Annotated in this window: 15 protein-coding genes; 9 read left to right on the forward strand and 6 right to left on the reverse strand. The window is 53.9% G+C overall.

Annotated elements, in window-relative coordinates:
• Positions 1-131: 131 nt before the first annotated feature.
• From ACYVH9_RS03435 to ACYVH9_RS03445, 3 genes are all read left to right on the forward strand, one after another.
• Positions 132-698: a hypothetical protein gene (locus ACYVH9_RS03435; RefSeq protein ID WP_460634893.1), complete on the forward strand. Its 567-nt coding sequence runs from the start codon at positions 132-134 to the stop codon at positions 696-698.
• Positions 695-1,690 carry an alpha/beta fold hydrolase gene (locus ACYVH9_RS03440; RefSeq protein ID WP_460634894.1) on the forward strand — a complete coding sequence of 332 codons (996 nt, stop codon included), beginning with the start codon at positions 695-697 and terminating at the stop codon, positions 1,688-1,690. Before ACYVH9_RS03435 ends, ACYVH9_RS03440 begins: the two co-directional genes overlap by 4 nt.
• A 147-nt stretch (positions 1,691-1,837) precedes the next feature.
• Positions 1,838-2,689, forward strand: a complete 852-nt coding sequence (locus tag ACYVH9_RS03445) for an aldo/keto reductase (protein WP_460634895.1) — start codon at positions 1,838-1,840, stop codon at positions 2,687-2,689.
• Between the two features lie 78 nt (positions 2,690-2,767).
• Here ACYVH9_RS03445 and ACYVH9_RS03450 read toward each other — a convergent pair whose 3' ends face one another.
• Genes ACYVH9_RS03450 through ACYVH9_RS03460 form a run of 3 tightly spaced genes read right to left on the reverse strand, consistent with a single transcriptional unit; the run spans position 2,768 to position 9,011 of the window.
• On the reverse strand, positions 2,768-4,270 hold the full coding sequence (locus ACYVH9_RS03450; RefSeq protein WP_460634896.1) for a SusD/RagB family nutrient-binding outer membrane lipoprotein: 1,503 nt from the start codon (positions 4,268-4,270) through the stop codon (positions 2,768-2,770).
• 25 nt (positions 4,271-4,295) lie between these two features.
• On the reverse strand, positions 4,296-7,874 hold the full coding sequence (locus ACYVH9_RS03455; RefSeq protein WP_460634897.1) for a SusC/RagA family TonB-linked outer membrane protein: 3,579 nt from the start codon (positions 7,872-7,874) through the stop codon (positions 4,296-4,298).
• Positions 7,875-7,913: 39 nt separating this feature from the next.
• A complete protein-coding gene (locus ACYVH9_RS03460) occupies positions 7,914-9,011 on the reverse strand; it encodes a FecR family protein (RefSeq protein WP_460634898.1) in 1,098 nt (365 codons plus the stop codon).
• A 193-nt stretch (positions 9,012-9,204) separates the two neighbouring features.
• Here ACYVH9_RS03460 and ACYVH9_RS03465 point away from each other — a divergent pair, with 193 nt between their 5' ends.
• The 5 genes from ACYVH9_RS03465 to ACYVH9_RS03485 all read left to right on the forward strand — a co-directional run bounded on the left by ACYVH9_RS03465 (position 9,205) and on the right by ACYVH9_RS03485 (position 17,811).
• On the forward strand, positions 9,205-9,765 hold the full coding sequence (locus tag ACYVH9_RS03465; RefSeq protein ID WP_460634899.1) for an RNA polymerase sigma factor: 561 nt from the start codon (positions 9,205-9,207) through the stop codon (positions 9,763-9,765).
• A gap of 183 nt (positions 9,766-9,948) precedes the next feature.
• Positions 9,949-11,268, forward strand: a complete 1,320-nt coding sequence (ffh, locus tag ACYVH9_RS03470; protein WP_460634900.1) for a signal recognition particle protein — start codon at positions 9,949-9,951, stop codon at positions 11,266-11,268.
• An 88-nt stretch (positions 11,269-11,356) separates the two neighbouring features.
• Positions 11,357-11,764, forward strand: coding sequence for a RagB/SusD family nutrient uptake outer membrane protein (locus ACYVH9_RS03475; protein WP_460636440.1), 408 nt, complete (start codon positions 11,357-11,359; stop codon positions 11,762-11,764).
• Between the two features lie 67 nt (positions 11,765-11,831).
• Positions 11,832-14,615, forward strand: coding sequence for a family 78 glycoside hydrolase catalytic domain (locus ACYVH9_RS03480; protein ID WP_460634901.1), 2,784 nt, complete (start codon positions 11,832-11,834; stop codon positions 14,613-14,615).
• 37 nt (positions 14,616-14,652) lie between these two features.
• The gene (locus ACYVH9_RS03485; protein WP_460634902.1) at positions 14,653-17,811 is read left to right on the forward strand and encodes a glycosyl hydrolase; all 3,159 of its coding nucleotides are present in this window, start codon (positions 14,653-14,655) and stop codon (positions 17,809-17,811) included.
• Between the two features lie 28 nt (positions 17,812-17,839).
• Here ACYVH9_RS03485 and ACYVH9_RS03490 read toward each other — a convergent pair whose 3' ends face one another.
• Entirely contained in the window at positions 17,840-19,522 is a 1,683-nt protein-coding gene (locus tag ACYVH9_RS03490; RefSeq protein WP_460634903.1) for a S41 family peptidase, read from the reverse strand.
• A 187-nt stretch (positions 19,523-19,709) separates the two neighbouring features.
• Entirely contained in the window at positions 19,710-21,749 is a 2,040-nt protein-coding gene (locus ACYVH9_RS03495) for an acetoacetate--CoA ligase (protein WP_460634904.1), read from the reverse strand.
• A gap of 192 nt (positions 21,750-21,941) precedes the next feature.
• Between ACYVH9_RS03495 and ACYVH9_RS03500 the strand changes: the two genes are divergently transcribed.
• Positions 21,942-23,741: a pseudouridine synthase gene (locus tag ACYVH9_RS03500; protein ID WP_460634905.1), complete on the forward strand. Its 1,800-nt coding sequence runs from the start codon at positions 21,942-21,944 to the stop codon at positions 23,739-23,741.
• Positions 23,742-23,928: 187 nt separating this feature from the next.
• Here ACYVH9_RS03500 and ACYVH9_RS03505 read toward each other — a convergent pair whose 3' ends face one another.
• Positions 23,929-24,681, reverse strand: coding sequence for a response regulator (locus tag ACYVH9_RS03505; protein ID WP_460634906.1), 753 nt, complete (start codon positions 24,679-24,681; stop codon positions 23,929-23,931).
• Positions 24,682-24,944 lie beyond the last annotated feature (263 nt).

The raw sequence follows: 24,944 nt of genomic DNA on the forward strand, positions 1-24,944 counted from the left end.
TAACGCGCCGTTGAGCAGGAAGGTTAAGAATTATTCAGTCCCTGTCGCCTTTTGCCCGATTTTTTGCGCCTTTTGACACCCCCGGTCTGGGCGGATTTTGAGAGTTTTGCGCTGATAAACAACTAGATACTATGAAATCAATCTTCTGCCTGGTAGCTGGTTTGTGGTTTACGGGCAGCCTGACCGCGCAGGCTCAGCAGATACGCTTGGCTTACTTCGGCGAAACCGTCACCCATTACGGGTTGAAAGTTGCCTACGAACACCCGCTCATTTCCCGCATCAAACCCCGCAATAATGCCCGGAAAGAATTTCTGATTACGCCCGGCCTGGCGGTTTATAACCATCCGCATAACCACATCGGCATCATCTTTTCGCCCGAGCTGGCCTACCAGCGAACGGGGCCGCGTGGTGGCGTGTTTGAGGTCAGCCTGTCCAATTCTTATTTGCGGTATTTTCTGGCCGGACAAACGTTCGAAGTTGGGGAGAATGGCGCTTTTCAGCGAGTCAAAATGGCGGGTCGAGGGGCTTACCTACCCACGGTTTCGGTGGGTTTTGGCCGGGATTTATCCGTTCGGAAAAACCGTTCCCTGGCCTGGTATGCCCGGCTGAATGTGATGCAGCAACGACCGTTCAACGCATCCCAGTTATACCGCTTCGCCATTGAGTGTGGCATTCGTAAACCGTTGAAACGACCATGAAAATTTTCTATCCATACCTTCTTTTTTTCGTGATTCTCTCACTTTCTGCCTGTGAGAAAGGCGAGGTGACGGATACCGAACGGACGCTTTATTTACGGCACAAAGGCGCGGATATGCCCATCTGGGTGCGCGGCAACCTGGCGTCGAACAAACTGATTCTTTTCCTGCACGGCGGCCCCGGCGACTGCGCCATGTGTTACCGTCATTACCTCAAAGACCTGGAAAAAGACGTGGCCGTGGCCTACTGGGATCAGCGCATTGCGGGCTCGTCGTCCGGGAAAGTAGACGTGAAAACGCTGAACTACGAGCAGTTTGGCGAAGATGCCTATTACGTGGTGAAGCTTCTGAAAGAACAGTATCCAAACACCCGGGTTTACCTGCTGGCCCACAGCTTCGGCGTCGAGTTGGCGTGGCAGTTTCTGACCACGCGCGACAACCAGAAAATGGTCAGCGGGCTGGTGGCCGTCAACGGAACGTTTTCAACTTACCGCTGGCTGGTGCAGATGCGGGAATGGATTTTGCGCGAAGCCCGGGTTCAGAACCAGACCGAAATTACCAACTACGTCGAAGCCAATCCGGTGACCCGTGAGAACCTGGGTACTTACAAATGGCCAGAACTTTACAAACGCATGCTGGATCTGGGCGGTAACCCAGTTTCGATTTATGACGACAAATCGTTTGTGCTCAATTATGTGTTTGCCTCCCCCAACACCGCGCTGGCGCAGTTTTCACACCCCAAATCATATAACGACTACGGTGAGCATGAAATCCGTACGTACGAAAAAGGACCGTTGCTGAAAAATATCGAGATTCCGGTCAGCCTGTTCTGGGGAAAGAAAGACGGCGTTGTACCCATCGAAATTGGTTATGAGACCCGTGATCTGCTGACAAAAACCGTTCCGACCTTCGTGACGTTCGAGCAATCACACCATGAACCATTCATTACGGAAACCGACCGGTTTGTGGCCGAAGTATTGAAGTTTGTCAAATGATTTTTCTTGCTGATCGGGATTGTAACTTCTCGTCGGCACGCTTAGTATGGACTAAAAAAACGTCCTACGCTAATTTTAGTACACATCTGGAACTGATTGAACGGTTTATCGTGTGTTGTGACTAATTCATATTAGACACAAAGAAGAATGAGCAACACAACAAACAAAACCGCTTCAACCTTTACGATTGGCGGTGAGCTGGAAATTAAACGATTGGGCTACGGCGGTATGCAGTTGACGGGTCCCGGCGTTTGGGGCGATGCACCCAACCGGGAAACGGCTAAGGAGGTATTGCGGAATGCGGTCGAAGCGGGCGTAAATTTCATTGATACGGCGGATTCCTACGGACCCCATACCAACGAGGTACTGATTGCCGATGCGTTGCATCCCTATAAGGATGGGCTGCTGATTGCGACCAAAGGTGGTTTCGACCGAACCGGCCCAAATCAATGGGTCACCAATGGGCGTCCGGAACACATTCGCGAAGCGATTGAAGGCAGTCTGAAACGGCTGAAACTCGACCGCATTGATCTCTGGCAACTGCACCGGTTTGATCCAAAAGTTCCGGTGGAAGAAACGCTCGGGCCGGTGGTGGAAGCCGTTCAGGCCGGGAAAATCCGACACGTGGGATTGTCGGAAGTGGGTATTGAAGACATCGAGCGGGCCGAGAAAGTGCTGCCGATTGTGTCGGTGCAAAATCTGTACAACCTCGGCAACCGTCGGTGGGAAGAGGTGCTGGATTATACTACCCAGCGTGGTATGGCGTTTATTCCGTGGTATCCGCTGGCGTCGGGGCCGGACAAGCTCGCAAAGAAAATCGAGAAAATCGCGCAGAAGCACAACGCCACCACAGCGCAAATCGCACTGGCCTGGCTGCTGAAGCGTTCTGCAAACATGCTGCTAATTCCGGGTACCAGTTCGCCGGAACATTTGAAGGAGAACCTGGCCGCCGAGCAGATTGACCTGTCTGATGAAGACTTTGCCGCTTTGTCGGAGTAGGTTTCAGACAAAAGAGAAAAGACAGGAGAAGAAAGACGTACCGTTTCAGCTCTCTTGTCTTTTCTCTTTATGCTATTCTCACTTTTTATCCCACCAGACTTTGCTCAGGTACGTATCGCCGTTGCTTAACCGGGAAGCGGCCTCGTTGTAGTTGGCTACGTTTCGGAGCCGCTCGGTGCTCGAGTAAACCCCCCGGCGCGGAATCTGACCGTTGGTCGTTCCCGGATTGGGGCCCGGCGTCAGTTTGGGGTAACCCGTCCGGCGCCATTCGGCGTAGGCTTCGTAATGCCGCATAAATAGACTAATCCATTTCTGGGTCATGATTTGTTCGAGTTGCTGCTCGGCAGAACCCGTTAGTTTGCCTTCCCGGGCGATGTAAGCCGCGATATCCGCTTCGGCCAAGGAGTACGGCTGGAGCTGCATGGCAGCCCGGATGCCAGCCTGGTAGAAACCTTCAGCCTGGGCGGGCGTGAGACCACCCCAGCCCAGTAATGCAGCTTCGGCCTTGAAAAAACAGTTGTCGGAATAAGCCAGGAATACATACGGGAACGTGGCTTTTCGGTCGTTGTAAATCGAAATGGTGCCGTACGAATAATCGTCCCGGTTGATGATGACGCTGCCGCCCAGCGCAACGCCTAAACCGCGATAAATCGGTTTCCCGGCTTTTTTGGAGTTCTCGGTGGGTTCGGCAATGCGCGGCAAACGGGGGTCATTCTTGGCCAGTAATAGGTCAATGAACGGAGCCGCCAGCTGATTCAGTTCTTTACTGCTGTTGTATCCCGCAATGGTCGGGTGGTAACCAAACGGATTACCGTCCTGCGTAACGGTGGGCATGGCGCCGTTTTCGGCATTGCTCTCAATCAACGGGGCTTTCAGGGCTTCTTCAACGGTTTTACGCGCCAGGGCCGCATCGGCATACCGTAACCGCATACCCAGCCGAAGTTTCAGGGAGTTGCCCAACTTACGCCATTTGGTGACATCACCTTTATAAACAAAGTCCGCATTGCTGTACGAAACATCCGTTGCCGTCAGTTGGCTGATGGCTGCGTCCAGGTCGGCAATGAGCGATTTATAAATGTCTTCCTGTTTGTCGTATTTCGGTAACAGCGTCAGATTATTGTCGGGCAAACCGGCTTGGGTATACGGAATATCACCCCAGAAATCGGTCATGCGTTGCCAGAAATAGATTTCCGTAATCTTGGCAATGGCCAGTTTGGTGCGTCCGTTGGGGGTGGCTTCCTGGCCTTTCAGAACCTGATTCCGAATCTGCGAAAGGTTTTTGATCAGTTCGTAATGAGTAGCCCAGTTGCCGGTTTCGTACAGATCGCGGTCTTCCAGGTATTGCGACGGGGCCGAGAGCGAACCGCTGGCCCACTGCTGTACCCACGATCCGACCTGCCACCAGTTGGTGCCGTCGGCCAGAAAACCGTTGAGTTGGGCCTGCGAATACAGGTATTCCGCCGGGACGTTGCGGGGTTGCGTCGGCGACGTGTTCAGCTCCTCAAAATTATTGGTACAGGCCGATGCCGTCGCGAGCAAACCCAGTACCGGAAGCAGTATTTTTTTAGAAAAATGGTTCATGGTTTTGATTCAGTTTGGGTTCCGATCAGAAGCTCAGGTTTAGGTCGACACCAACGGTGCGCATCAGCGGCAACGAGTGTTGTTCCATGCCCATTGTGCCGGAGTTGACGTTGATTGATGCGTTTTCCGGTGAAAAACCGTCGGTATGCCGTTCGAGGTAGCCCAGGTTTCGGCCGTACAGGGCAATGGATGCGCCCCGAACCACTTTGTTGTTTTTGAGAATCGCCGAAGGGAGTTGGTAGGCCAGCCGAACCTCGCGGATGGCAACGTAGCTGGCATCGTACAGGAATTCTTCGGCCACGGCAAATCCTTTATCCGACGCTACCCGGTTCCAGTAAGCCTGGGCCGTTACCGGAATATCGTTGGGCTGGCCGGTGCTGATCCACTGGTTGCCTTCCCGGCGCGCTTTTACCCCTTCGGCAATCAAACCGCCTTCGCGGCCTTCCAGTGTCCGCTTCGACGTACCGTAGGCGGCTTCCTGCACGCGGCCCTGCGAGAAAATCTGACCACCCCGCCGGATGTCGATCAGCGTGCTCAATGACAATCCTTTGTACGAGAAGCTGTTGGTGACTCCACCAATCCATTTGGGCGTTGCGTTGCCGATTGCCACCGTTGCAATGCTTTGTACGATCGGCAGACCTTTGTCGTCGATCAGGCGATTGCCGTTGGCGTCTTTGAGCCAGGCATAATCGGCGGCTTTCAACTGGCCGTACGGTTCACCCGGCGCGGCTACCACGCGGATGTTGCGGTCGGAACCCACAACGATTTCGTTCACCCCGTCGATCAGTTCCAGCACCTTGTTGCGGTTGACGGAAAAGTTGAAACTGGCGTCCCACGTAAAACCGTTGCTCAGTTTGACGGGCGTACCGCCGATCAGCACCTCAACGCCCTTGTTTTCAATCCGGCCCGCGTTGGTTAGCTTGCTGCTATAACCCGTTGATTGCGAGATAACAATGGGTAGAATCTGGTTGCTCGTAACGGAATGGTAATAGGTAAAATCCAGGTTCAGACGGTTTTTGAAAAACCGTAGTTCCGCTCCGGCTTCGTACGACGTTTTTAATTCGTTTTTCAGGTTCGGGTCGACCACCGTACTGGTGTACGTTGCCAGCGGCTGATTTAGAAATGTGTTGGCGTTCAGGTTGTAATACCCCAGCGTTGAGTACGGATCGCCCGACCGGCCAGCCTGCGCGTACGAAGCCCGGACTTTCAGGTAATCCAGCGCCGGGAAATTCAGCGAAAACGCATCCGTAACCGCCCAGCTTAGGCCTACTGAGGGGTAAAAGTACGAGCTGTTGGTCAGCGGGAGCGTAGACGACCAGTCGTTGCGCGCCGACACGTCGAGGAACAGGTAGTTGCGGAAGCCGACGGTGGCCTGCCCAAACACGGAGTTGATAACCGACTCCGCCACGCCCAGGCGTGGCGTATTCAGGACCGTCCGACCGATGGCGTACAGCCCTGGAATGCTGAGCTGCGAACCGGCATTTCCCGTAATCCGGTAGCGGTTGCTGAGGTGGTTGGCCCCGAGGTTGGCACTGATCGAGAAATCACCAATTTCGCGGTTGATCATCAGCAAACCGTCCACGTTTTCGGTTTTGTTGAACTCTACGTTTTCATAAACATCCCCGGTTTGTGATGTCCTTGTTCCGACGGCTTTCCAGCCAAACTGCCGTTCGTAGTACAGATCGGAGCCGTAACGAAGCTGTACGTTAATGCCTTTGGCGATCTCGTAATTCAGCTTGGCGTAGGCAATAATCCGGTCGCGGGTGTCTTCGTTGTGCGTGTTGTTGATCGTCCAAAACGGGTTGGAGGTTACGGAGTTACTTTCAAAAATTTTCTCCCCGCCGACAAAAAAGGCGTTACCGCCCAAGTCCTGCGAATAGCGGATGTCTTTGGCCGAGTACTCATACCGTTTCAGACCGTCCATGCTTAGGCTGCGGGGGACATACAGGAACCGGTAAACGGGGTTCATGCCATCATCGCCCACGTACGGCCGGTTGTTGACCTTCTGGTTGATGTAGTTGACTTTGGTGTCCAGGTTCAATCCCTTCGCAATGTCTGCCGACAGCTTAACCGTCACCGAATTTCGGTTCAGTTTGTTGGTGGGCACAAAACCGTCGTTGTTGAGGTTGGTCAGCGAAAAGTAGTAGTTCACTTTTTCACCCCCGCCATCGACACTAACGGTATTGATTGCTTGTTTTTCGGGTTTGAAGAAAGCCGTGTACGGGTCCGTAATGGGAGAATAGCTTACGGTATCCCCCCACATGTCTTCTACGGTTTGGCCCTGCATTTTGGGGCCCCAGCTGCCGCGCGTTGTTGGGTTCCGGCCGGCGCTCAGTTTGGGCACTCCACCCGTCAGGTTGGGGTTGAACGCAACGACCGTGCCATTGGCTTGCCGGTAAAACGTAAACTGGCCGTTGTAGCCCTGTCCGTATTCGTTCTGGTAATCCGGTTTCACGAGGGCGTTTCCGACCGAATAACTACCGCTGTACTGAACCGACGGGCGACGGTTGCGACGGCCCGATTTGGTTGTAATGATTACCACGCCATTGGCACCCAGCTGACCGTACAAAGCCGCGCCGTTGGGGCCTTTCAGGATGGTCATGGATTCGATGTCGTTAGGATTGATGTTCGAAATACCGTCACCGCCGTCCAGACCGCCCTGTAATTGAAAAGAGCTGATAGCCCGGCGATTGGAATTGTCGATCGGAACGCCATCAATCACATAAAGCGGTTGCGAATTTCCGGATAGCGAAGAGTTACCCCGAATCACGATCCGTGACGAACCGGCGGAGCCTCCCGCCGATGAGGTAACCTGTACCCCGGCCACTTTTCCCGACAGGGCCGTTCCGAGGTTGGTGACGTTGGCCTGCGCCAGATCCGAACCTTTGATTTCGCCGGCGGCATAAGCCAGCGCTTTTTTCTCCCGCTTGATCCCTAATGCCGTTACGATTACTTCATTGAGCGTTTGGTCGCCCGGCATCAGGCGCACCGTGATGACACTTTGCGTACCGACGGTAACTTCCTGGCTGGCGTAGCCGACGAAGCTAAAAACCAGGACGGCATTCCCGTTGGCGACGTTGAGCTTGTAGGCACCCTGTGCGTCGGTGGTGGTGCCCTGGGTGGTCCCTTTTACGGCGATGCTTACGCCCGGCAGTGGTTCACCTTTGTCGTCGCTAACGGTTCCAGAAACTGCCTGATCCAATGACGCGGTTGTCAACTCTGTGGTTATCAAATCACTCGTTTTATCCTTGGTCAGAATGATGCGGTTGTCGGCCACCTCGTACGCAATGCCCAGCGGAGTGAGCATTCGTTCGAGCACCCCGGAGAGTTGTTCGTTGGCGGCATTGACCGAGATGTCGCGGTCGGCCCGGATGTTTTGCGGGACGTAGATAAACCGGATCTGCGTCTGTTTTTCAATGGTGGCCAAAACCTGTTTCAGCGATTTGTTTTTCAGTTGGAGGCTGATGCGCTGGCTGAGCAGTTCTTTCGTGGCCTGGTCCGGACTGAGGGCAAAGCCCGTTCGGGTAACGGCCAGCAGCAGGAGCAGGTACACGATTCGGGAACATGAATTTCCGAACGGTAGGATTGGTAATCGTTTTCTCATGGTTTGTTTAATAAAGGTGTCGCATGGTTTACTAGGAGTTTACTCGCCACATCCGGTTGCCAGGATGAGGATTTTGCCGTCGGTTACCTCGTAGGAGCCTTCGAGCGATTTGCTGATCAGTCGCAATTGTTCATAGAGCGACAGGCCGGTCAGCGAAGCCGTCAGGGTGCATTTCTGGAGTAAAGGTTCGTTGTAGACAATGTCGATGGCGTAGTTGTCTTCGATGCGCCGGAATACCTCAGAAACGGGGGCATCTTCAAAATCGAAGGAAACCGTTGCCGCATGGTGGGTAATCACAACGGGTTGTTCGACCAGTTCTTTTCGAAAAATTTCTTCTTTGGCGTTGAAAACAACCTGCTGATTGGGCGTCAGGACCACGCCCGTTACGACCGGTTTTTCGGCATTTCGCTGCTGTTCCAGTTCTTTGCGGGAGTACACCGTCACGCGCCCGGTCCGAACGGCCACGGTTACCTGCGGGTTTTCGTCGTGCGCCTTTACGGTGAAGCTGGTGCCGACTACCCGCGTCACTACGTCACGGGCATAGACCAGAAACGGAACTTTCGGATTCGGAACCACGTCGAAAAATGCTTCACCCGTCAGGATAACGGCCCGCACCGGCTGACCAAAACCGGCCACGTGCTGAATCCGGCTGTTGGGCTGGAGCCGAACCGTGCTTCCGTCGGGCAGCCGTACCTCAACGGGTTTGGTTGTGCGGTTGACCTGTTCCACCATGCCTTCCCGGGGCGCTGGATTGACCCGCGAAATTTTGAGGGATTCGGTTTGTTCGGTCACGAGCCAGATAAAAGATCCCAGCACCAGAAAGAACAGGGCTACGGCCGCGACACGGTACCAGGTATGTTCCCAACGCGCCACGGTTTTGGTTGACGGTAGCTGGTTGATCCGGCGGAGAATCTGGTCCGCTTCGTGGTCGAGCGTTACATCGGTCAGGCTGGCATCCAGCGGATTGAGGGCTTCCAGAATATCCTTCGCTAACAAAGCTTCCGACCGGTTGGGGTGAGCTTCCGCCATCCAGTCCGACCAGAACGCTGCGGCAGCCGGGTCACGGCCATACACCCAGGCAATAAAGGAATCGTCGGTTAGAAAATCTTCGGCTTTGTACTGCTGATACGCCTGCATGGATGCGGAATAAGGTGTTCCACCGGGTGTCTCACCTGGGGTGTTATATGGGGATAGAACGGTTTTTTGACTTGATACCCATTCCGAATAAAAATTTTTTATTTACATCAATTTCCTGTCTTGATACTATTTTTTGGTTTATTTTCGAAACTTTGTGGATGCTAAACCACCGTAAGCCTAACCCTCGGACCGTATGGAGAAAAATAGACCAGATTCAGAGGTATGGGATCAGGTGCGCAGGGGAGATGAGCTGGCTTTTGAAGAATTGATCCGGCGTTTTTACCGGCCTCTGTACCACTATGGTCTCAAATTTACCCGCGATGTCGATTTGCTGAAGGACGGTATTCAGGATTTGTTTGTCGAACTGTGGACCTACCGCCGGAACATCACGCAGACGGTGTATGTGCGGGTGTATCTCTTCAAATCATTACGGCGGAAATTATACAAGGACGCGCTCCGAAGAGGGGGAGTAGAGCCGCTGGAAGAGGATTTCTCCGATGGTTTTTTATACGCCGAAAGTTTTGAAGACGAGTTAATCCGTACCGAGTTGTCGGCTTACCAGCGCAGTCGGCTGGAGAGTTTACTGAAGACGCTGACCGACCGCCAGCAGGAAGCGATTCACCTGAAATTTTTTGCCGCACTGCCCAACGACAAAATCGCTGAAGTGATGGGCCTTAGCTACCAATCCGTCGGAAACCTGCTGCATCGGGCGGTCAACAAACTGCGGGAAGGCTGGGGTGGTTTGCTGCTGTGATAAAAAGTCCTGCACTCCGGCCCGTTGTGTATTTCCTACCTCCCCTAAAAATCACTAACTTTGCAATCCTCCGCTTAAGTCGTTTTACTCCGCTTGGCTTCGCGAAATAGCTTGAAGATTATTTCGCAGAGTTTAGCAGAGATTACCAGAGTTTAGCGGAGAGGTAACTTACGGAATTGAATCATGTTTGAAAATCTCCAGGATAAGCTTAGTCAGGCTTTCAAAACGTTAAAAGGACAGGGCCGGATTACCGAAATTAACGTTGCGACAACCGTCAAGGAAGTGCGCCGGGCGCTAACCGACGCCGACGTTAACTACAAAGTCGCCAAAGAGGTCACGGATCGGGTCAAGGAAAAAGCCCTCGACCGCAAAGTACTGATTGCCGTTGAGCCGGGGCAATTGTTCGTCAAAATCGTTCAGGAAGAACTGACTGAACTGATGGGCGGAGAAGCACAGAGTATCAACCTCAAAGGCGATCCGGCCATTATCCTGATTGCCGGTTTGCAGGGTTCGGGGAAGACAACGTTCTCGGGAAAGCTGGCCGCTCACCTCAAAAAGCAGGGCCGTAACGTCTTGCTGACTGCCTGTGATATTTACCGCCCGGCGGCTATCGACCAGCTCAAAGTGCTGGGCGAGCAGGTTGGCGTGGAAGTGTATGCCGAACCGGAAAACAAAAATGCCGTTGAGATTGCGCAGAACGCCCTGGCGCACGCGCGTAAGAGCAATAAAAAAGTAGTCATTGTCGATACCGCCGGTCGTCTGGCCGTCGATGAGGTGATGATGAAAGAGGTCGAGAACCTCAAGAAATCGTTGAATCCGTCCGAGACGTTGTTCGTTGTCGACTCGATGACGGGTCAGGATGCGGTTAATACGGCCAAGACCTTCAACGACCGGCTGAATTTCGACGGTGTGGTGCTGACGAAGCTGGACGGTGACGCCCGTGGTGGGGCCGCACTCTCGATCCGGGGCGTGGTGCAGAAACCGATCAAATTCATCAGTACCGGGGAAAAAATGGAAGCGCTTGACGTCTTCTACCCCGACCGGATGGCCAGCCGGATTCTGGGCATGGGTGACGTGATTTCGCTCGTGGAGCGGGCGCAGCAGGCTTTTGACGAAGACGAAGCCAAGCGCATCAGCTCCAAGATGCGGCAGAATAAGTTCGATTTCAACGACTTCCGTGGCCAGTTGCAGCAGATCAAAAAGATGGGGAACATCAAAGACCTCATCGGCATGATTCCCGGCATGGGCAAGATGATGAAGGATATTGATATCGATAACGATTCGTTCAAGCCCATCGAAGCCATTATTGGCTCCATGACGCCGAAAGAACGCGAGCGCCCTGACATTATCGACGGAAATCGCAAAAAACGCATTGCCAACGGTAGTGGTACGTCCATTCAGGAAGTAAACAACCTGTTGAAGCAGTTTGACGAAATGCGGAAGATGATGAAGAAAATGAACCAGATGCAGTCGTCGGGTAAACTCAGTAAAATGATGAAATAACCCAGAGCCGGTTATTGTCTGGACCAAAAGGCTGGCTGCATCCGATGCAGCCAGCCTTTTTTACTTATCCTGCATCCGCACACGCTGGCTGGCGCTCAATACAGACAACAATTGGCCGGTGCACCGGTATTCGGATGCGTTGCTGCTAGTGGCCGAAACATTGAACGAACAGGGTAAATCAGCGGACGCATTGCCTTATGTAAGCCAGGTACGGAGCCGGTTACCCGCACCAACCGCCGGAAGTCAAACGGCTTTACGGGCTGCCATTGCCAAAGAATGGCGAATAGAACTGGCTTTCGAAAACCACCGCTGGCTGGATTTGCTCCGGAAGGGGCAAGTTATTCCGGTCATGACGGTCTACGGTGCGAAAGTCAAAGCGGTCGATTCGGGCATTCCGGCCAATGCGTATCAGGTTTCCAACGAAAAACTACTCTTTCCGATTCCTTTTACCGAGTTGCAGCGCAATACGGCTCTGGCCCAAAATCCGGGTTACTAATTCGCGATGAGCGATTTCCGTGTGCTGATTCGGCGATTGAACCGGCGCACGAAAATTGCTAACGACTATGCACAGCAAGGTTTTGATTTCAATTTGGTTGGTTGTTCTCCAGAGCGGCTGCCTGTCCGGGTTACGGGCAGCCGCCTTAATGCGTCCCGACCAGCTCACCTGCGAATACCGGTCGAATCCGCTGGGCATTGATACGCCCCGGCCCCGGTTGAGCTGGACACTCTCTGCCGATCAGCGAAACCAGCGGCAAACCGCTTACGAGCTGCTCGTGAGCGATGATCTGAAAGCCCTGACCGCCAATCGCGGAACGGCCTGGGCAAGCGGCAAGATCGCATCTCCCCAAAGTCTGCACATTGCTTACAGCGGGCAGGCGTTACAACCGTTTACCCGGTATTACTGGCGGGTTCGGGTGTACGATCAGAACGGCCAGCCGTCGGCCTGGAGTGCGCCGGCCTGGTTTGAAACCGCGCTGCTGAAACCGTCTGACTGGCAGGCCCGCTGGATCGGTGATGACCAAAAACCGTTTGACCGGGATGAAGATTTTTACCAGGCCGATCCCATGCCGCTATTCCGGAAAGCATTTACGGCAAAAAAGAAAATTAGCTCGGCCCGGCTGTACATCAGTGGAGTCGGTTATTACGAAGCCTACCTGAACGTCCAGAAGGTGGGCGATCAGGTTCTTGACCCGGGCTGGACGGCCTATGGCAAACAGGTGTTGTATTCGGTTTTTGACGTCACGTCGCTGCTGCGCTCCGGTCCAAACGTTGCCGGAATCATGCTCGGGAATGGCTGGTATAATCCGCTGCCGTTGCGGCTTTTTGGGCGGTTCAATCTACGGGACGTCCAGCAAACCGGTCGCCCGTGCGTGAAAGCCCAGATCCGGGTGCGCTATGCTGATGAGTCGGTTGACTGGGTTACCACCGACGAGAGTTGGGAGACGGCTCCGGGGCCGGTTCTGCGCAATAGCGTGTACCTGGGCGAACACTACGATGCGCGCCAACAAAGTAACGGATGGAACACCGCCGGACAACCCGGATCGAACTGGAAGAAAGCCACGCTGGTGGCCGGACCGTCGGGTACACTGACCGCCCAGATGCAGCCACCCGTCAGAGTGACCAACGTGTTGAAGCCGGTGGCGGTTACCGAACCCAAACCGGGTGTGTTCGTTTTTGATCTGGGACAGAACTTTGCGGGTGTCGCGCGGATCCGCGTGCAGGGTTCTGCCGGAACGCACATTACGCTGCGGTACGGAGAGGATATTCATAAAGACGGTTCGCTGAATGTAATGACCACCGTAGCCGGTCAGATCAAAGTCGCCGGACGCGGAGGGCCGGGTGCTCCGCCGGTTGCCTGGCAGGAAGACAGCTACATCCTGCACGGAAATGGCCGTGAAGTCTGGAATCCGCGGTTTACGTTCCACGGTTTCCGGTACGTTGAAGTAACCGGCTGGCCCGGTAAACCCACCCTGAACGATCTGGAAGGCCTGCGGATGAACAGCGATCTGGCCGATGCCAGTGACTTTGCCTGCTCCAACGAGCTGTTCAACCGGCTGAATGCCGTGACGGAGTGGACGTTCCTGAGCAACGTTTTCAGTGTTCAATCCGACTGCCCGGCGCGCGAAAAGCTCGGGTACGGCGGTGATATCATGGCTACGTCGGAAGCGTTTATCTACCATTTTGATATGGCTAATTTTTACCGGAAAGCCGTACGGGATTTTGTGAACGACCAGCGTTCGGAGGGTGGTATGCCCGAAACGGCGCCGTTTGTGGGCATCGCCGACCGGGGGCCGAAAGACAGCGGTTCCGGGCCGCTGGGCTGGCAACTGGCGTTTCCGTATCTGATGAAACAGCTTCACCTATTTTACGGCGACAAGAACATTCTGGAAGAAAATTATGCTGCGCTGGTTCGTCAGATGGAGTATTTGCACACCCGCGCCCAGGACGGTTTGTTTCATCAGGACATCAGCGATCACGAAGCGCTGGACACCAAGCCGGAAGCGTTGACTGCGTCCTCGTTTTATTACCATCACCTGAGGCTGGCCGCTGAATTTGCGGGCTTACTGGCCAAAACCGAGGATTCAACGAAATACGCGCGTCGGGCTGCACAAACCAAAGGAGCGATTCTGCAAACCTACCTGGTGCCGCGCACCGGACGGTTTGACAACGCCACGCAGTCGGCCCAGGTGTTTGCACTCTGGTACGGTTTTGCGCCCGAATCGGAAAAAGCCGCGGCTTTTCAGCGATTGGAGGAGGAGATTGCCCGGCATAAGGGCCACGTATCGACCGGTCTTTTTGCGACCAAGATGCTGTTTGACGTGATGCGCACCGAAAACCGCAACGACCTGGCTTATCGAATTATGAACCAGCGCGATTTTCCGGGCTGGGGATACATGCTCGAAAAGGGAGCAACGACCATCTGGGAAACCTGGGCCTATTCCGACAATGTGTACTCCCAGAACCACCCCATGTTCGGCTCAGCCACCGAATGGTTTTACCGCTCGCTACTCGGTATTAATCCCCTCGCAGCGGGTTTTGAACGAGTCCAACTGAAACCACAACCCACGCAGGACCTGACCTGGGCCAAAGGGCACTACGCATCGGTTCGCGGTAAAATTGGCAGTGACTGGAAAATTGAGAACGGTCGTTTTCAGTGGCAGGTGAGCGTTCCGCCCAACGTCCAAGCCGAAATCTGGGTGCCTGCCAAGGCCAATAGTGCGGTGCAGGAAAGCGGTAAACCGGCCAGCGAAGTTCCGGAGCTACGGTTTTTACGCACCGAAAACGGTTACGCCGTTTACGAATCGGGCTCGGGTGTTTATTCATTTTCATCCGATGCACCGAACTGACAGAGAAGGATTTATTCCCAACTAACCCTTTTTGATTATGGTAAAGCGGCATTTTATGCGGTACGCCCTTTCCTGGGGCGTTTCGCTGGGCGCCTGCGCGTTCGTTTTTTTGTCCACGGGCTCCCGGCCTGAGCCTCAACCAGCGGTGAATAAGCCCGCGGCCCAGTCCTGGAACGAGTTAAAAACGCAGTTTGCGAATCCGGCGTCGGCCTACGGCAGCGGCCCGCTGTTTGTCTGGAACGACCGGATGCGGAAAAGCCAGCTCGATACCCTGCTGAACGATTTGCATCAGGCCGGTTTTGGGGGCGTGTTTGTGCATCCCCGACCGGGCATGATCACGGAATATTTGTCGAAGGACTGGTTCGATCTGTACCGCCATACCCTGCAGCGCAGTAAAGAAAAGGGTATGGAATTGTGGATTTACGACGAAAATTCGTACCCCAGCGGTTTTGCGGGTGGCCACGTGCCGGATCAATACCCCGAATCATCCAATGAGGGGCAGGGATTGCGCTGGATCAGGGCCCGTCAGGTGCCGGATTCGGCTGCGGTTTTTCCGGTCATCCTGAAAAAAGAAGGTGAGACCTGGACCAATGTTACCGCAAACTGGCAGACGGAGCGCGGAAAAACCGGTACGTATGCCCTGTTTGCCAAAGCGTTTTACAACAAATCGCCCTGGTACGGCGGCTTCTCCTACGTTGACCTGCTGAAACCCGGCGTTACCGAAAAGTTCATCGATGTGACGATGACGCGGGGATACGAAAAACATTTCAAGGCCGAATTCGGGAAAAGTATCAAAGGGGTTTTTACGGATGAACCCAACATCGAAGCACCCGGTAACGGGACCATTCGCTGGACACCCGACCTGTTCGAGCAGTTCCGCAAGCGGTGGGGCTACGATTTGCAACCCCATCTGCCCGCGCTCTGGGAAGAAGTTGGCCCCTGGAAGCAAGTGCGACACAACTATTACCAGACGCTGCTGAACCTGTTTATTGATCGCTGGGCCAAACCGTGGTATACCTATTGCGAGCAGCACAATCTGGAATGGACCGGCCATTATTGGGAGCACGAATGGCCCAACCCAAACAACGGGGGCGACAACATGGCGATGTATGCCTGGCATCAGCGTCCGGCCATCGATATGCTGTTCAACCAGTTCAACGAAGAAAGCCACCACGCGCAGTTTGGCAACATCCGGTCGGTGAAGGAACTGGCGAGTGTCGCCAATCAACTGGGTAAGTCGCGCACGCTGAGCGAAACCTACGGCGGGGGCGGCTGGGAAGTCACCTTTCAGGACTTCAAACGGCTGGGCGACTGGGAGTACGTACTGGGCGTCAACTACATGAACCAGCACCTGTCGTATGCCACGATTAAGGGCGCGCGCAAATACGACTATCCGCCCTCCTTTTCGTACCACGAACCGTGGTGGCCGCATTATCGTCAGTTGAACGACTACTTCCGTCGGCTTTCACTGGCCCTTTCGGCGGGCAAACAGGACAACCGTGTGCTGGTGCTCGAACCGTCGACGACGGCCTGGATGTATTACCGTCGGCAGGGCCGGAATCCGGACATGGATCGGGTGGGGCAGGAGTTTCAGCGGTTTGTAACAGCCTTGGAGAAGGAGCAGATTGAGTACGATCTGGGTTCGGAAAATATCATTGAAAACCACGGAGCGGTGGAAAAGGCGGCTTTTCGGGTTGGGCAGCGGGCCTACGACGTGGTGATTTTGCCGCCCCTGCTGGAAAACCTCGACCGCAAAACCGCAGATTTATTGAAAACATATGCCGCCAACGGCGGAAAAGTGCTGGATTTTAGTAAGTGGGAACTGATCGACGGCAAGGCAGTTGGAGCCGAAAGCCGCGTTGGAAATACGGCCAGTTGGCAACGGTTCCCGGCCTGGGAGCCGAAAAACTTCCGCCAGCTACTGCCCAACCCCGAGTGGCAAATCCGGAGCGAGCCAAGGGGTGGAAAATTTTACCACCAGCGCCGGGTGCTGACCGATGGACAACTTTTATTCAGCGTGAATGCCGATCTGGCTGATTCGACACACTGCCGGGTTGCCTTGAAAGGCCAATCGGTTTACGAAATGGATGCGTTTACGGGCGCGATTCGGCTGATTCCGCACCAGAAAGAGAGCGAATTCGTGGTGCTGAATCTTGCGCTGCCGCCCGCCGGAAGCAAGTTGCTGTTTGTCAGTAATCAACCAGCGAAAGGAGCGGTTTTAACTGCCAGACCATTGCCCGCAAAAGAGATGCCCGCAGCCGGGCCGACAAGGGTAAAAGCCGTTGAGCCGAACGTTCTGACGCTGGATTTCTGCGACGTAACAGTAGGCGACAGTACTCGCCGGGATATTCAGATTTACGCGGCTACTGACTGGGTATTTAAAGAACACGGTTTTAAGGCGGGAAATCCCTGGAACACATCGGTGCAGTACAAAACCAGGACCATCGCCCGAGATACCTTTACAGCCGGAACGGGCTATCGGACGGTGTACCGGTTTATTGTAGCAGAAGGTGTCAAACCGGCGGGCTGGGAAGCCGTTGTTGAAAGCAACGGTATTCGTAAGGTTATCAAAATCAACGGCCAGGTGGTTCAGGCGAAGCCGGGGCAGTGGTGGCTCGACCGGTCGTTTTGGGTGTATCCGATTGGTGCCCAGGTCCGGCCGGGTGTGAACGAAATTGAAGTAATTGTGAACCCGATGCGGGTATATGCCGAAATTGAACCAGTCTACATTCGGGGCGATTTTGCGCTGGAGTCGGCGGCTAAAGGCTGGCAGATTGTTCCCGGGAAACCGCTTCAGATCGGGAGCTGGAAAAAGCAGGGGTGGCCCTTTTTTGGCCGGGGGGCTGAGTATACCCAGACGTACACGCTTTCGACGGTTACCAAGTCCTATACCGTGCAGTTGGACGAGTGGGCTGGCACCGTTGCCGAGGTCGTGGTGAATGGAAAAACCGCCGGAATCATCGCCTATCCGCCGTATACACTGCCGCTTGGCGGATTGCTGCGAAGCGGTAAAAACGACGTGACAGTTCGGGTAATTGGCAGCAATAAAAACCTGCTGGGACCGCACCACCGCAATCCGAAGCCGGGCCTGGTGTCGCCCTGGTTGTTTCGGGGCGTAGCCGTTTATCCACCCGGCCACGATTACCAGCAATTGGATTACGGTTTGATGAAACCGTTTCGGTTACTGACCAACTAAAAAGGGCGGGGATCAACCCCGCCCTTCTTTATTTCTGAGACGTGTAGTTACCGCGCTCCAGGTTTCGGGCCTGCGGAAAGAGCGTCAGCGCTTTTTTGTACGTTTCGTCATTCTCCGAGATCATCTCGAAAAACTCGTTGTTGAGGCCGTCGCGGTGGCCTTTCCGCCACGCATATTGCGCAATATAGGCTTTCAACTGCGTCTGAATGTATTTTTCCGACCGTTTAAATTCTGCGGCATTGTACTTGATACCCTGCATCGCAGCATCGTCCGTCAGCCGCTTCATCATGGCGGGCGTAATCACGAAATGCTTTTTGTAATGATCGAAACCGTCTTTTTCCAGTTGTTTGCGGTGATCGTTGGCGTATTCCATCGCTTGTTCCCGCACAATGTTTTTGTTAAACAACTGAATCAGATATTTGGTCATGAACAGCGTATCGCGGGGAACAAATACGTCGGGCGTGATACCACCTGCTCCGAAAACCGTGCGTCCGCCCGTAGTCTTGAACTTGTATTTTTCGTTGTTCTTGATACTGTCGGCAATGTAGTATTCGCCACTTTTCGAACGGGCTTCCAGTTCTTTTTCGTAATCTTCACCGTGGCCAACGGTATACGGTTTTTGAATACTGCGGCCACTTGGGGTGTAATACCGGGAAATCGTCAGGCGCAGCTCCGAACCATCGGAGAGCATCACCGGCATCTGTACCAGTCCCTTTCCGAACGACCGACGCCCCACAATTAACGCCCGGTCGTGATCTTGCAAGGCCCCGGCTACAATTTCCGATGCCGACGCACTGCCCTCGTCGACCAGCACGATGACCGGGCCATCTTCAAACTGACCGGCGATGCGGGCCTTGGTCTGGCGGTCGTAGCGGTCATCTTTGCCGTCGGTATAAACCAGGAGTTTTTCGCCGGAGATAAATTCATCGGCCAGGCTGGTGGCACGGTCCATGTATCCGCCGGGGTTGTTGCGCAGGTCGAGTACCATCTGGCTCATGCCTTTCTGTTTGAGCATTCCCAGGGCTTTTTTAAACTCGTCATAGGTGGTTTCCGAAAAGCGGTTCACCTTGATGTAGCCCGTTTGATTATCGATCATATAAGCTGCATCGACAGAATATGTCGGAATCCGGTTTCGCTGTACCGTGAATGTCAACGGTTTCTTCTCCCCTTTCCGCAGGATAACGAGTTTGACGTCGGTGCCTTTTTTGCCTCGCAACTTCTTAAAAACAAGCGCATTGTCGAGCTTATTGCCGGTCATCTCGGTGTCGTCTACCTTGATGATCTTGTCTCCGCTCAAAATACCGGCGGTTTCGGAAGGCCCGCCCGCCATTGGCGTCACCACATAAACCGTGTCCTTATAAATATTGAATTCAACCCCGATGCCGTCAAAACCGCCTTCCAGCTGGGTACGGGCGGCCACGGCGTCCTGCGGATTGAGGTAGGTAGTGTGCGGGTCAAGCTTTTCCAGCATTTTGGAAATGGAGTAATCCACCAGTTCTTCCGTGTTAACCGAATCGACGTAGTTGTTTTCAATCAGTTGCAGGACTTCCTTGAATTTCGAGTAGCCGCGCCCAATGTTATTAAGGCTTTTGCCACCCCCAAAAAACGTGGCGCCAATCAACATACCGGCTGCCAGCGTAATGCCCAGTAACATTGGCAACCGGACGGTTGCTTTGTCATTCTGGATTTTTTCACGTTCAGGTTCTCTCATAGTAACAAAATGTGCCCACGAGCTAAGAGTAGTGCGTGAGAGTGGATAAAATGGACCAGCAATTTAAGGCAACAACGAAACGGAGTCGTCCGGTAACCCGTGGAAACGTAACTTCTGCATAACGTAAAAAGACCCGTAAATTGTTTGCTGAAGCAGAATGAAAGATAGATAATTTATTCCGGCCCTCCTAGTTAACCAGCAAATCCGATTTCAGGGTGTTGGCCAGCTGAATATAGGGTTCCAGTGCCGACGGATTCCGGAGTGTGTCGGGGTTGCTGACCCGCTCGGGCGAGAGGCCCATCAGGATCTTTTTTATGGGCGCTTCCACTTTTTTGCCGCTGATTGTATACGGCACTGCCGTTACCTGGTAGATCACATCCGGAACATGGCGGGGGCTGTACTGGGTCCGGAGCGCCTGCCGGATTTTCTGGGCTGTTGGCTCATCCAGTTCCGTAGCGGTTTCGCTCGTCGGCTCTTTCAAGACCACAAACAGCGGCATAAGCTGCCGTCCGCCGGGCAGGTCCAGACAAACCACCAGGCTGTCGGCTACTTCCGGAACGCTCTCGACAGCGCTATAAACTTCGCTGGTTCCGATTCGGACGCCGTCGCGGTTGAGGGTGGCATCGGAGCGCCCGTAGATGATCACGGTTTTACGGTCTGTAATCTGTATCCAGTCGCCGTGGCGCCAGATGTTCTCGTACTGTTCAAAGTAACTGGACCGGTAACGTTCGTGGTCAGGGTCTTTCCAGAAATAAAGGGGCATTGATGGCATGGGTTCCAGGATGACCATTTCCCCCAGCTCATTCCGAACCGGATAGCCGTCTTCGTTGAACGACTCGAGCTTGCACCCCAGCATCCGGCATTGAATTTCGCCCTCGTAGACCGGAAGCGTGGGGCAGCCCCCCACAAAACCGCTGCAAACGTCGGTGCCGCCACTGAGCGAAACGAGCCAGACATCTTTCTTGATCGATTCATAGACCCAGCGGAAACCCTCGGGTGGCAGGGGCGATCCCGTTGAGCCGATCGTGCGCAGCGACGATAGTTTGGCTGCACTGTAGGAAACATCCGCCCGCATACAGGCCAGCAAATAAGCTGCCCCGGCCCCAAAATGATTGATTTTGGCGCGCTCGGCCAGGTTCCAGAGTACGTCCATGGTTGGGTACCCCGCCGAACCGTCGTACAGAACCAGCGTAGCACCGACCAACAGCGAGGCTACGGAGTAATTCCACATCATCCAGCCCGTGGTCGAATACCAGAAATACCGGTCGCCGGGCTGAACATCCTGGTGCAACGCGAGTGCTTTCAAGTGTTCGAGTAAACAACCGCCAACGCTGTGGGTAATGGCTTTGGGTTTGCCCGTAGTGCCCGACGAATACAAAATCCAAAGCGGATGGTCAAACGGCACCGGCTCGAAGGTCAGCGTAGCGTTGCGATGATTTTTTAAAACCGTACCCCAGCGAACCGATTGGCTGCGGGGGTGGCTCAAGGGTTCGAAGTTTGCATGCAGATACGGCACCCAGACCACCTGTTTTAACGTAGGGAGGGCCGACTGTAAATCGTAAAATGCATCGGCTTTATCAATGGTCTTGCCGTTGTATGTATACCCATCGACCGCGAACAGAATTTTGGGCTCAATGGGTTGAAAGCGGTCGACGATGCTGGCCATGCCGAAATCCGGTGAACAACTCGACCAAACCGCCCCCACGCTGTTGGTGGCCAGAAACGCCACCACGGCTTCCGGGCTGTTGGGCAAAACGGACACCACGCGGTCGCCGGGCCGTACGTTGTTGTCGCGCAGAAACTGAGCCAGGGCGGCTACCTGTTTCTCCAACTCGGCCCAGCTCAGGGTGGTCAGCGGTTTTTGCTCCGATTGAAAGAGAATGGCCGGGCGTTCGTTGGTTTTATTTCGGAAAATATGCTCGGCATAATTGAGGGTGGCACCGGTAAACCAGCGCGTTCCGATCATGCCTGAAGCAGGCTTTTCGAGCACCTCCTGAAAATCCCGGTGGGACAGCACATTGAAAAACTGCCAGATACTGAGCCAGAAATCTTCCAGATCGGTGGTTGACCAATCCCAGAGGTCGTGGTAGTCGCGAAAGTAAAGTCCTTTTTTGACAAAAAGCCAGTCCAGATACCGCTTCATCTGCGATTGGTCGATGAGACGCCGGTCGGGTTTCCAGAGTGGTTTTTTAGGGTCAGGTTGTATCGAAGTAGTAGAGGAAGCCATTTTTGGAAACAATCTTGAAATTTTACTAAATCCCGGAATCGTTTTCGGGCGAAATTACGTTCCATTTCTGACACAAAGTCAGAAGTTACGGTAAAATACGCTAACTTTGCAGCCCATTTCAGCAATGTAAATTGAAACAGGCTGAAAATCAATCGCATCTACAATAACTACAGTAGTGATACTGCAACATCCATGAGCAAGCGCAGAGAAGAATCAGGAGGTCGTCAGGGAGACCGGAGAGAAGGGTCAGGACGATCTGAATCATCCAATAAATTTTATAGCAAATTCAGTCGGGATACGGATCGTCGGGATACCAATGCGGGGAATGAACGCCGGGAACGGAGTTTCGATAAACCACGCGGAGAACGTTTGTCAGAAACCGGTCGTCGGTTTGATCAGGGCCGTCCGGAGGGCCGTCCCGAACGTCCGCGTTTCGAGCGCAGCGACGATCGTCCACGCAACGACGAACGCCGTTCTTTTGATCGGGCTGAACGGGGCCGCCCCCGGAATGATGGCCCCCGCGAAGGTCGTTTTGAGGGCGATCGGCCGCGTCGGGACTTCGATCGGCCGCGCGAATCGCGCGATGGCGACCGGAGTTTTCGTTCAGACAAAGGACGGTTTGACCGCAACGATAACCGAAGCCGTTTTGAAGGAGGTGGTCCACGCCGGGATTTTGACCGGTCGCGGGAACCACGGAATGACGATCGCGATAACCGTCGCGGAAACGACCGATTTGAGCGTGGCGAGAGAGGAAATGACCGATTTGGCGGAGAGCGTTCGTTCGGTGACCGGCCTCGGTTTGGCGGAAATCGTTCGGAAGGAACTGAACGCCGGGACGACCGGTTTGGAAACGAGCGGGGATACGGTGAGCGGACTGGCCGTGGTCGATTTTCCAATGACGATGCCCCCGCCCGCGAACCACGCGATGGCGACCGGGGTTTTCGTTCAGACAGAGGACGGTTTGACCGCAACGATAACCGAAGCCGCTTTGAAGGCGGTGGCCCGCGTCGGGATTTCGACCGGAACCAATCGGACCGGCCGCGTCGGGATGATCGGGAAAACCGTTTCGAACGGCCCCGTCGGGACGAAGGCGATGACGCCTACCGGCGGCAGGTCGAAGACAGCCGTGAACGCCGGGTTGGCCTTTCACGGGCTCCGGAGTATAACATCGATAAAATGAGAGACAAGGCCTTCAAAGGCCGGGGAACTCGCGATACCAGAGGAAAAAGACCGGGTCAGCAGGTTGGTCGCAGTGAGCGGGTCGATTCGCAGGACAACGAGTCGGGGTTGATCCGGCTGAACCGGTATATTGCCAACGCCGGAATCTGTTCGCGCCGGGACGCCGATGCGCTAATTGCGCAGGGCGATGTGAGCGTGAATGGGAAAGTGGTAACTGAAATGGGCTACAAAGTTCAGCCAACCGATGTGGTCAAATACGGCAACCGGGTGTTGAATCCGGAGAAGATGACCTACGTGTTGCTGAACAAACCGAAGGATTACATCACCACCACCGACGACCCGAACGACCGTCATACTGTGATGGAGCTGGTGGCTGGTGCGACGCCGTACCGGATTTACCCGGTTGGCCGGTTGGACCGGAATACGACGGGTTTGCTGCTGCTGACAAATGATGGCGAGTTGGCCGAAAAGCTGACCCATCCGTCCAATGAAATCAAAAAAGTCTATCAGGTTGAAATTGATAAGCCGATTACCGACGAACATTTCGAAGCCATCCGCGACGGAATTGAACTGGAAGACGGTTTTGTCAAACCCGACGATCTGAGCATTGTAACGCCGGACGCCCACGTGGTTGGTATTGAGATTCACAGTGGTCGAAACCGCATTGTTCGCCGGATTTTTGAACATTTTGGCTACGAAGTAACCAAGCTGGACCGGACGGTTTATGCGGGTTTGACGAAAAAAGAACTGCCGCGGGGCTCGTGGCGGTATCTGGACGAAAAAGAAGTCATCCGCCTAAAATTTCTGCTGTAACCAGCACGGACGAATTGGACAGGGCGCTACCAAGTAGCGCCCTGTTTTTTGTCTATCGCCGTTGTACCTTACCAGCTCGTCCGCCAGGCGGGGAGTTTAATTCCGGGTATACCGGCTTTCATTCCTGTGTGCATCATGCTGTCTTTTCCGCAGTAAAAGCCCAAGAGCGCCGACGTGTTCGGGAACGTTACGCTTCTTTGATCTGCTCATTCAGGGCTTTCAGGCCAAGGGCGATGTGTTCGAACAAAATCGTCAGCCGTTCTGCAATCTGTTCATCCGTCATGAGCGTATTTTTTTCCAGTTTTTTCAGGTTGGCGGCTGCTTCCAGCATGGCCAGTGAATTCAGGGATGAACGGAAACGATGGGCCACGTAATCGAACTCGGTACGGTTATGTTCTTCCAGGGCTTTGAAAAGGGCCGACTGATTGATGGGCAGGTCCTTCTGGAAAAAAGTAATCAGTTCTATCAAGAGTGCTTTATCGCCGGAGGTTATCTCCTGGAGATAGGATTGGTCGATCAAGGCGGGTTCAACACCATTAAGGTTCAAAAAACGATCCAGTATCGCTTCCAATTGTTTTCGCTGAATCGGTTTCGATAAAAAATCGTCCATGCCTGCTGCCCGGCAGCGGGGCCGGGCATCGTATTCTGGATTGGAGGTTACGGCCACAACCGGGGTAGCGAGGCCCAATTGCCCCCGAATGTGCTGGGTGGCAACAAGACCGTCCATGACCGGCATCTGAATGTCCATCAGCACCAGGTCGACCGTCTGCGTTTTAAGAAAATTGACCGCTTCTAACCCATTGCCAACCACCGCACTTGTAATACCGTATTTGCGAAGGAGGGTCACCAAAAAAGTCTGATTAATCAGGTTGTCCTCCACAATCAGAACCTGAGCTGCCAGCTTAGCTTTTCCGGATTTTGATGCAGTCAATTCATTCATGTTGGCGATGCGGAAGCACGGAAACAAGGTAAAGTAGAAATGTGAACGCGAATTTAGGACAACAGTACAAAATTTTTATGACTTCTTTGTCTGGTAATTGAGGCTGGAAATTAGATTTAGAAGGAGTCGATAGGTGTTTTATTTCGTGAATATAGTAACAATAACGGTATGATTTTTGCCCTTTAGTATAAATTAAATGCTATTTCACCGGAATTTAATGTACAAAAAAAGCGCCGGAATGATACGCGTATTTTTAAAATTTC

It is taken from the genome of Larkinella harenae (assembly GCF_054780515.1).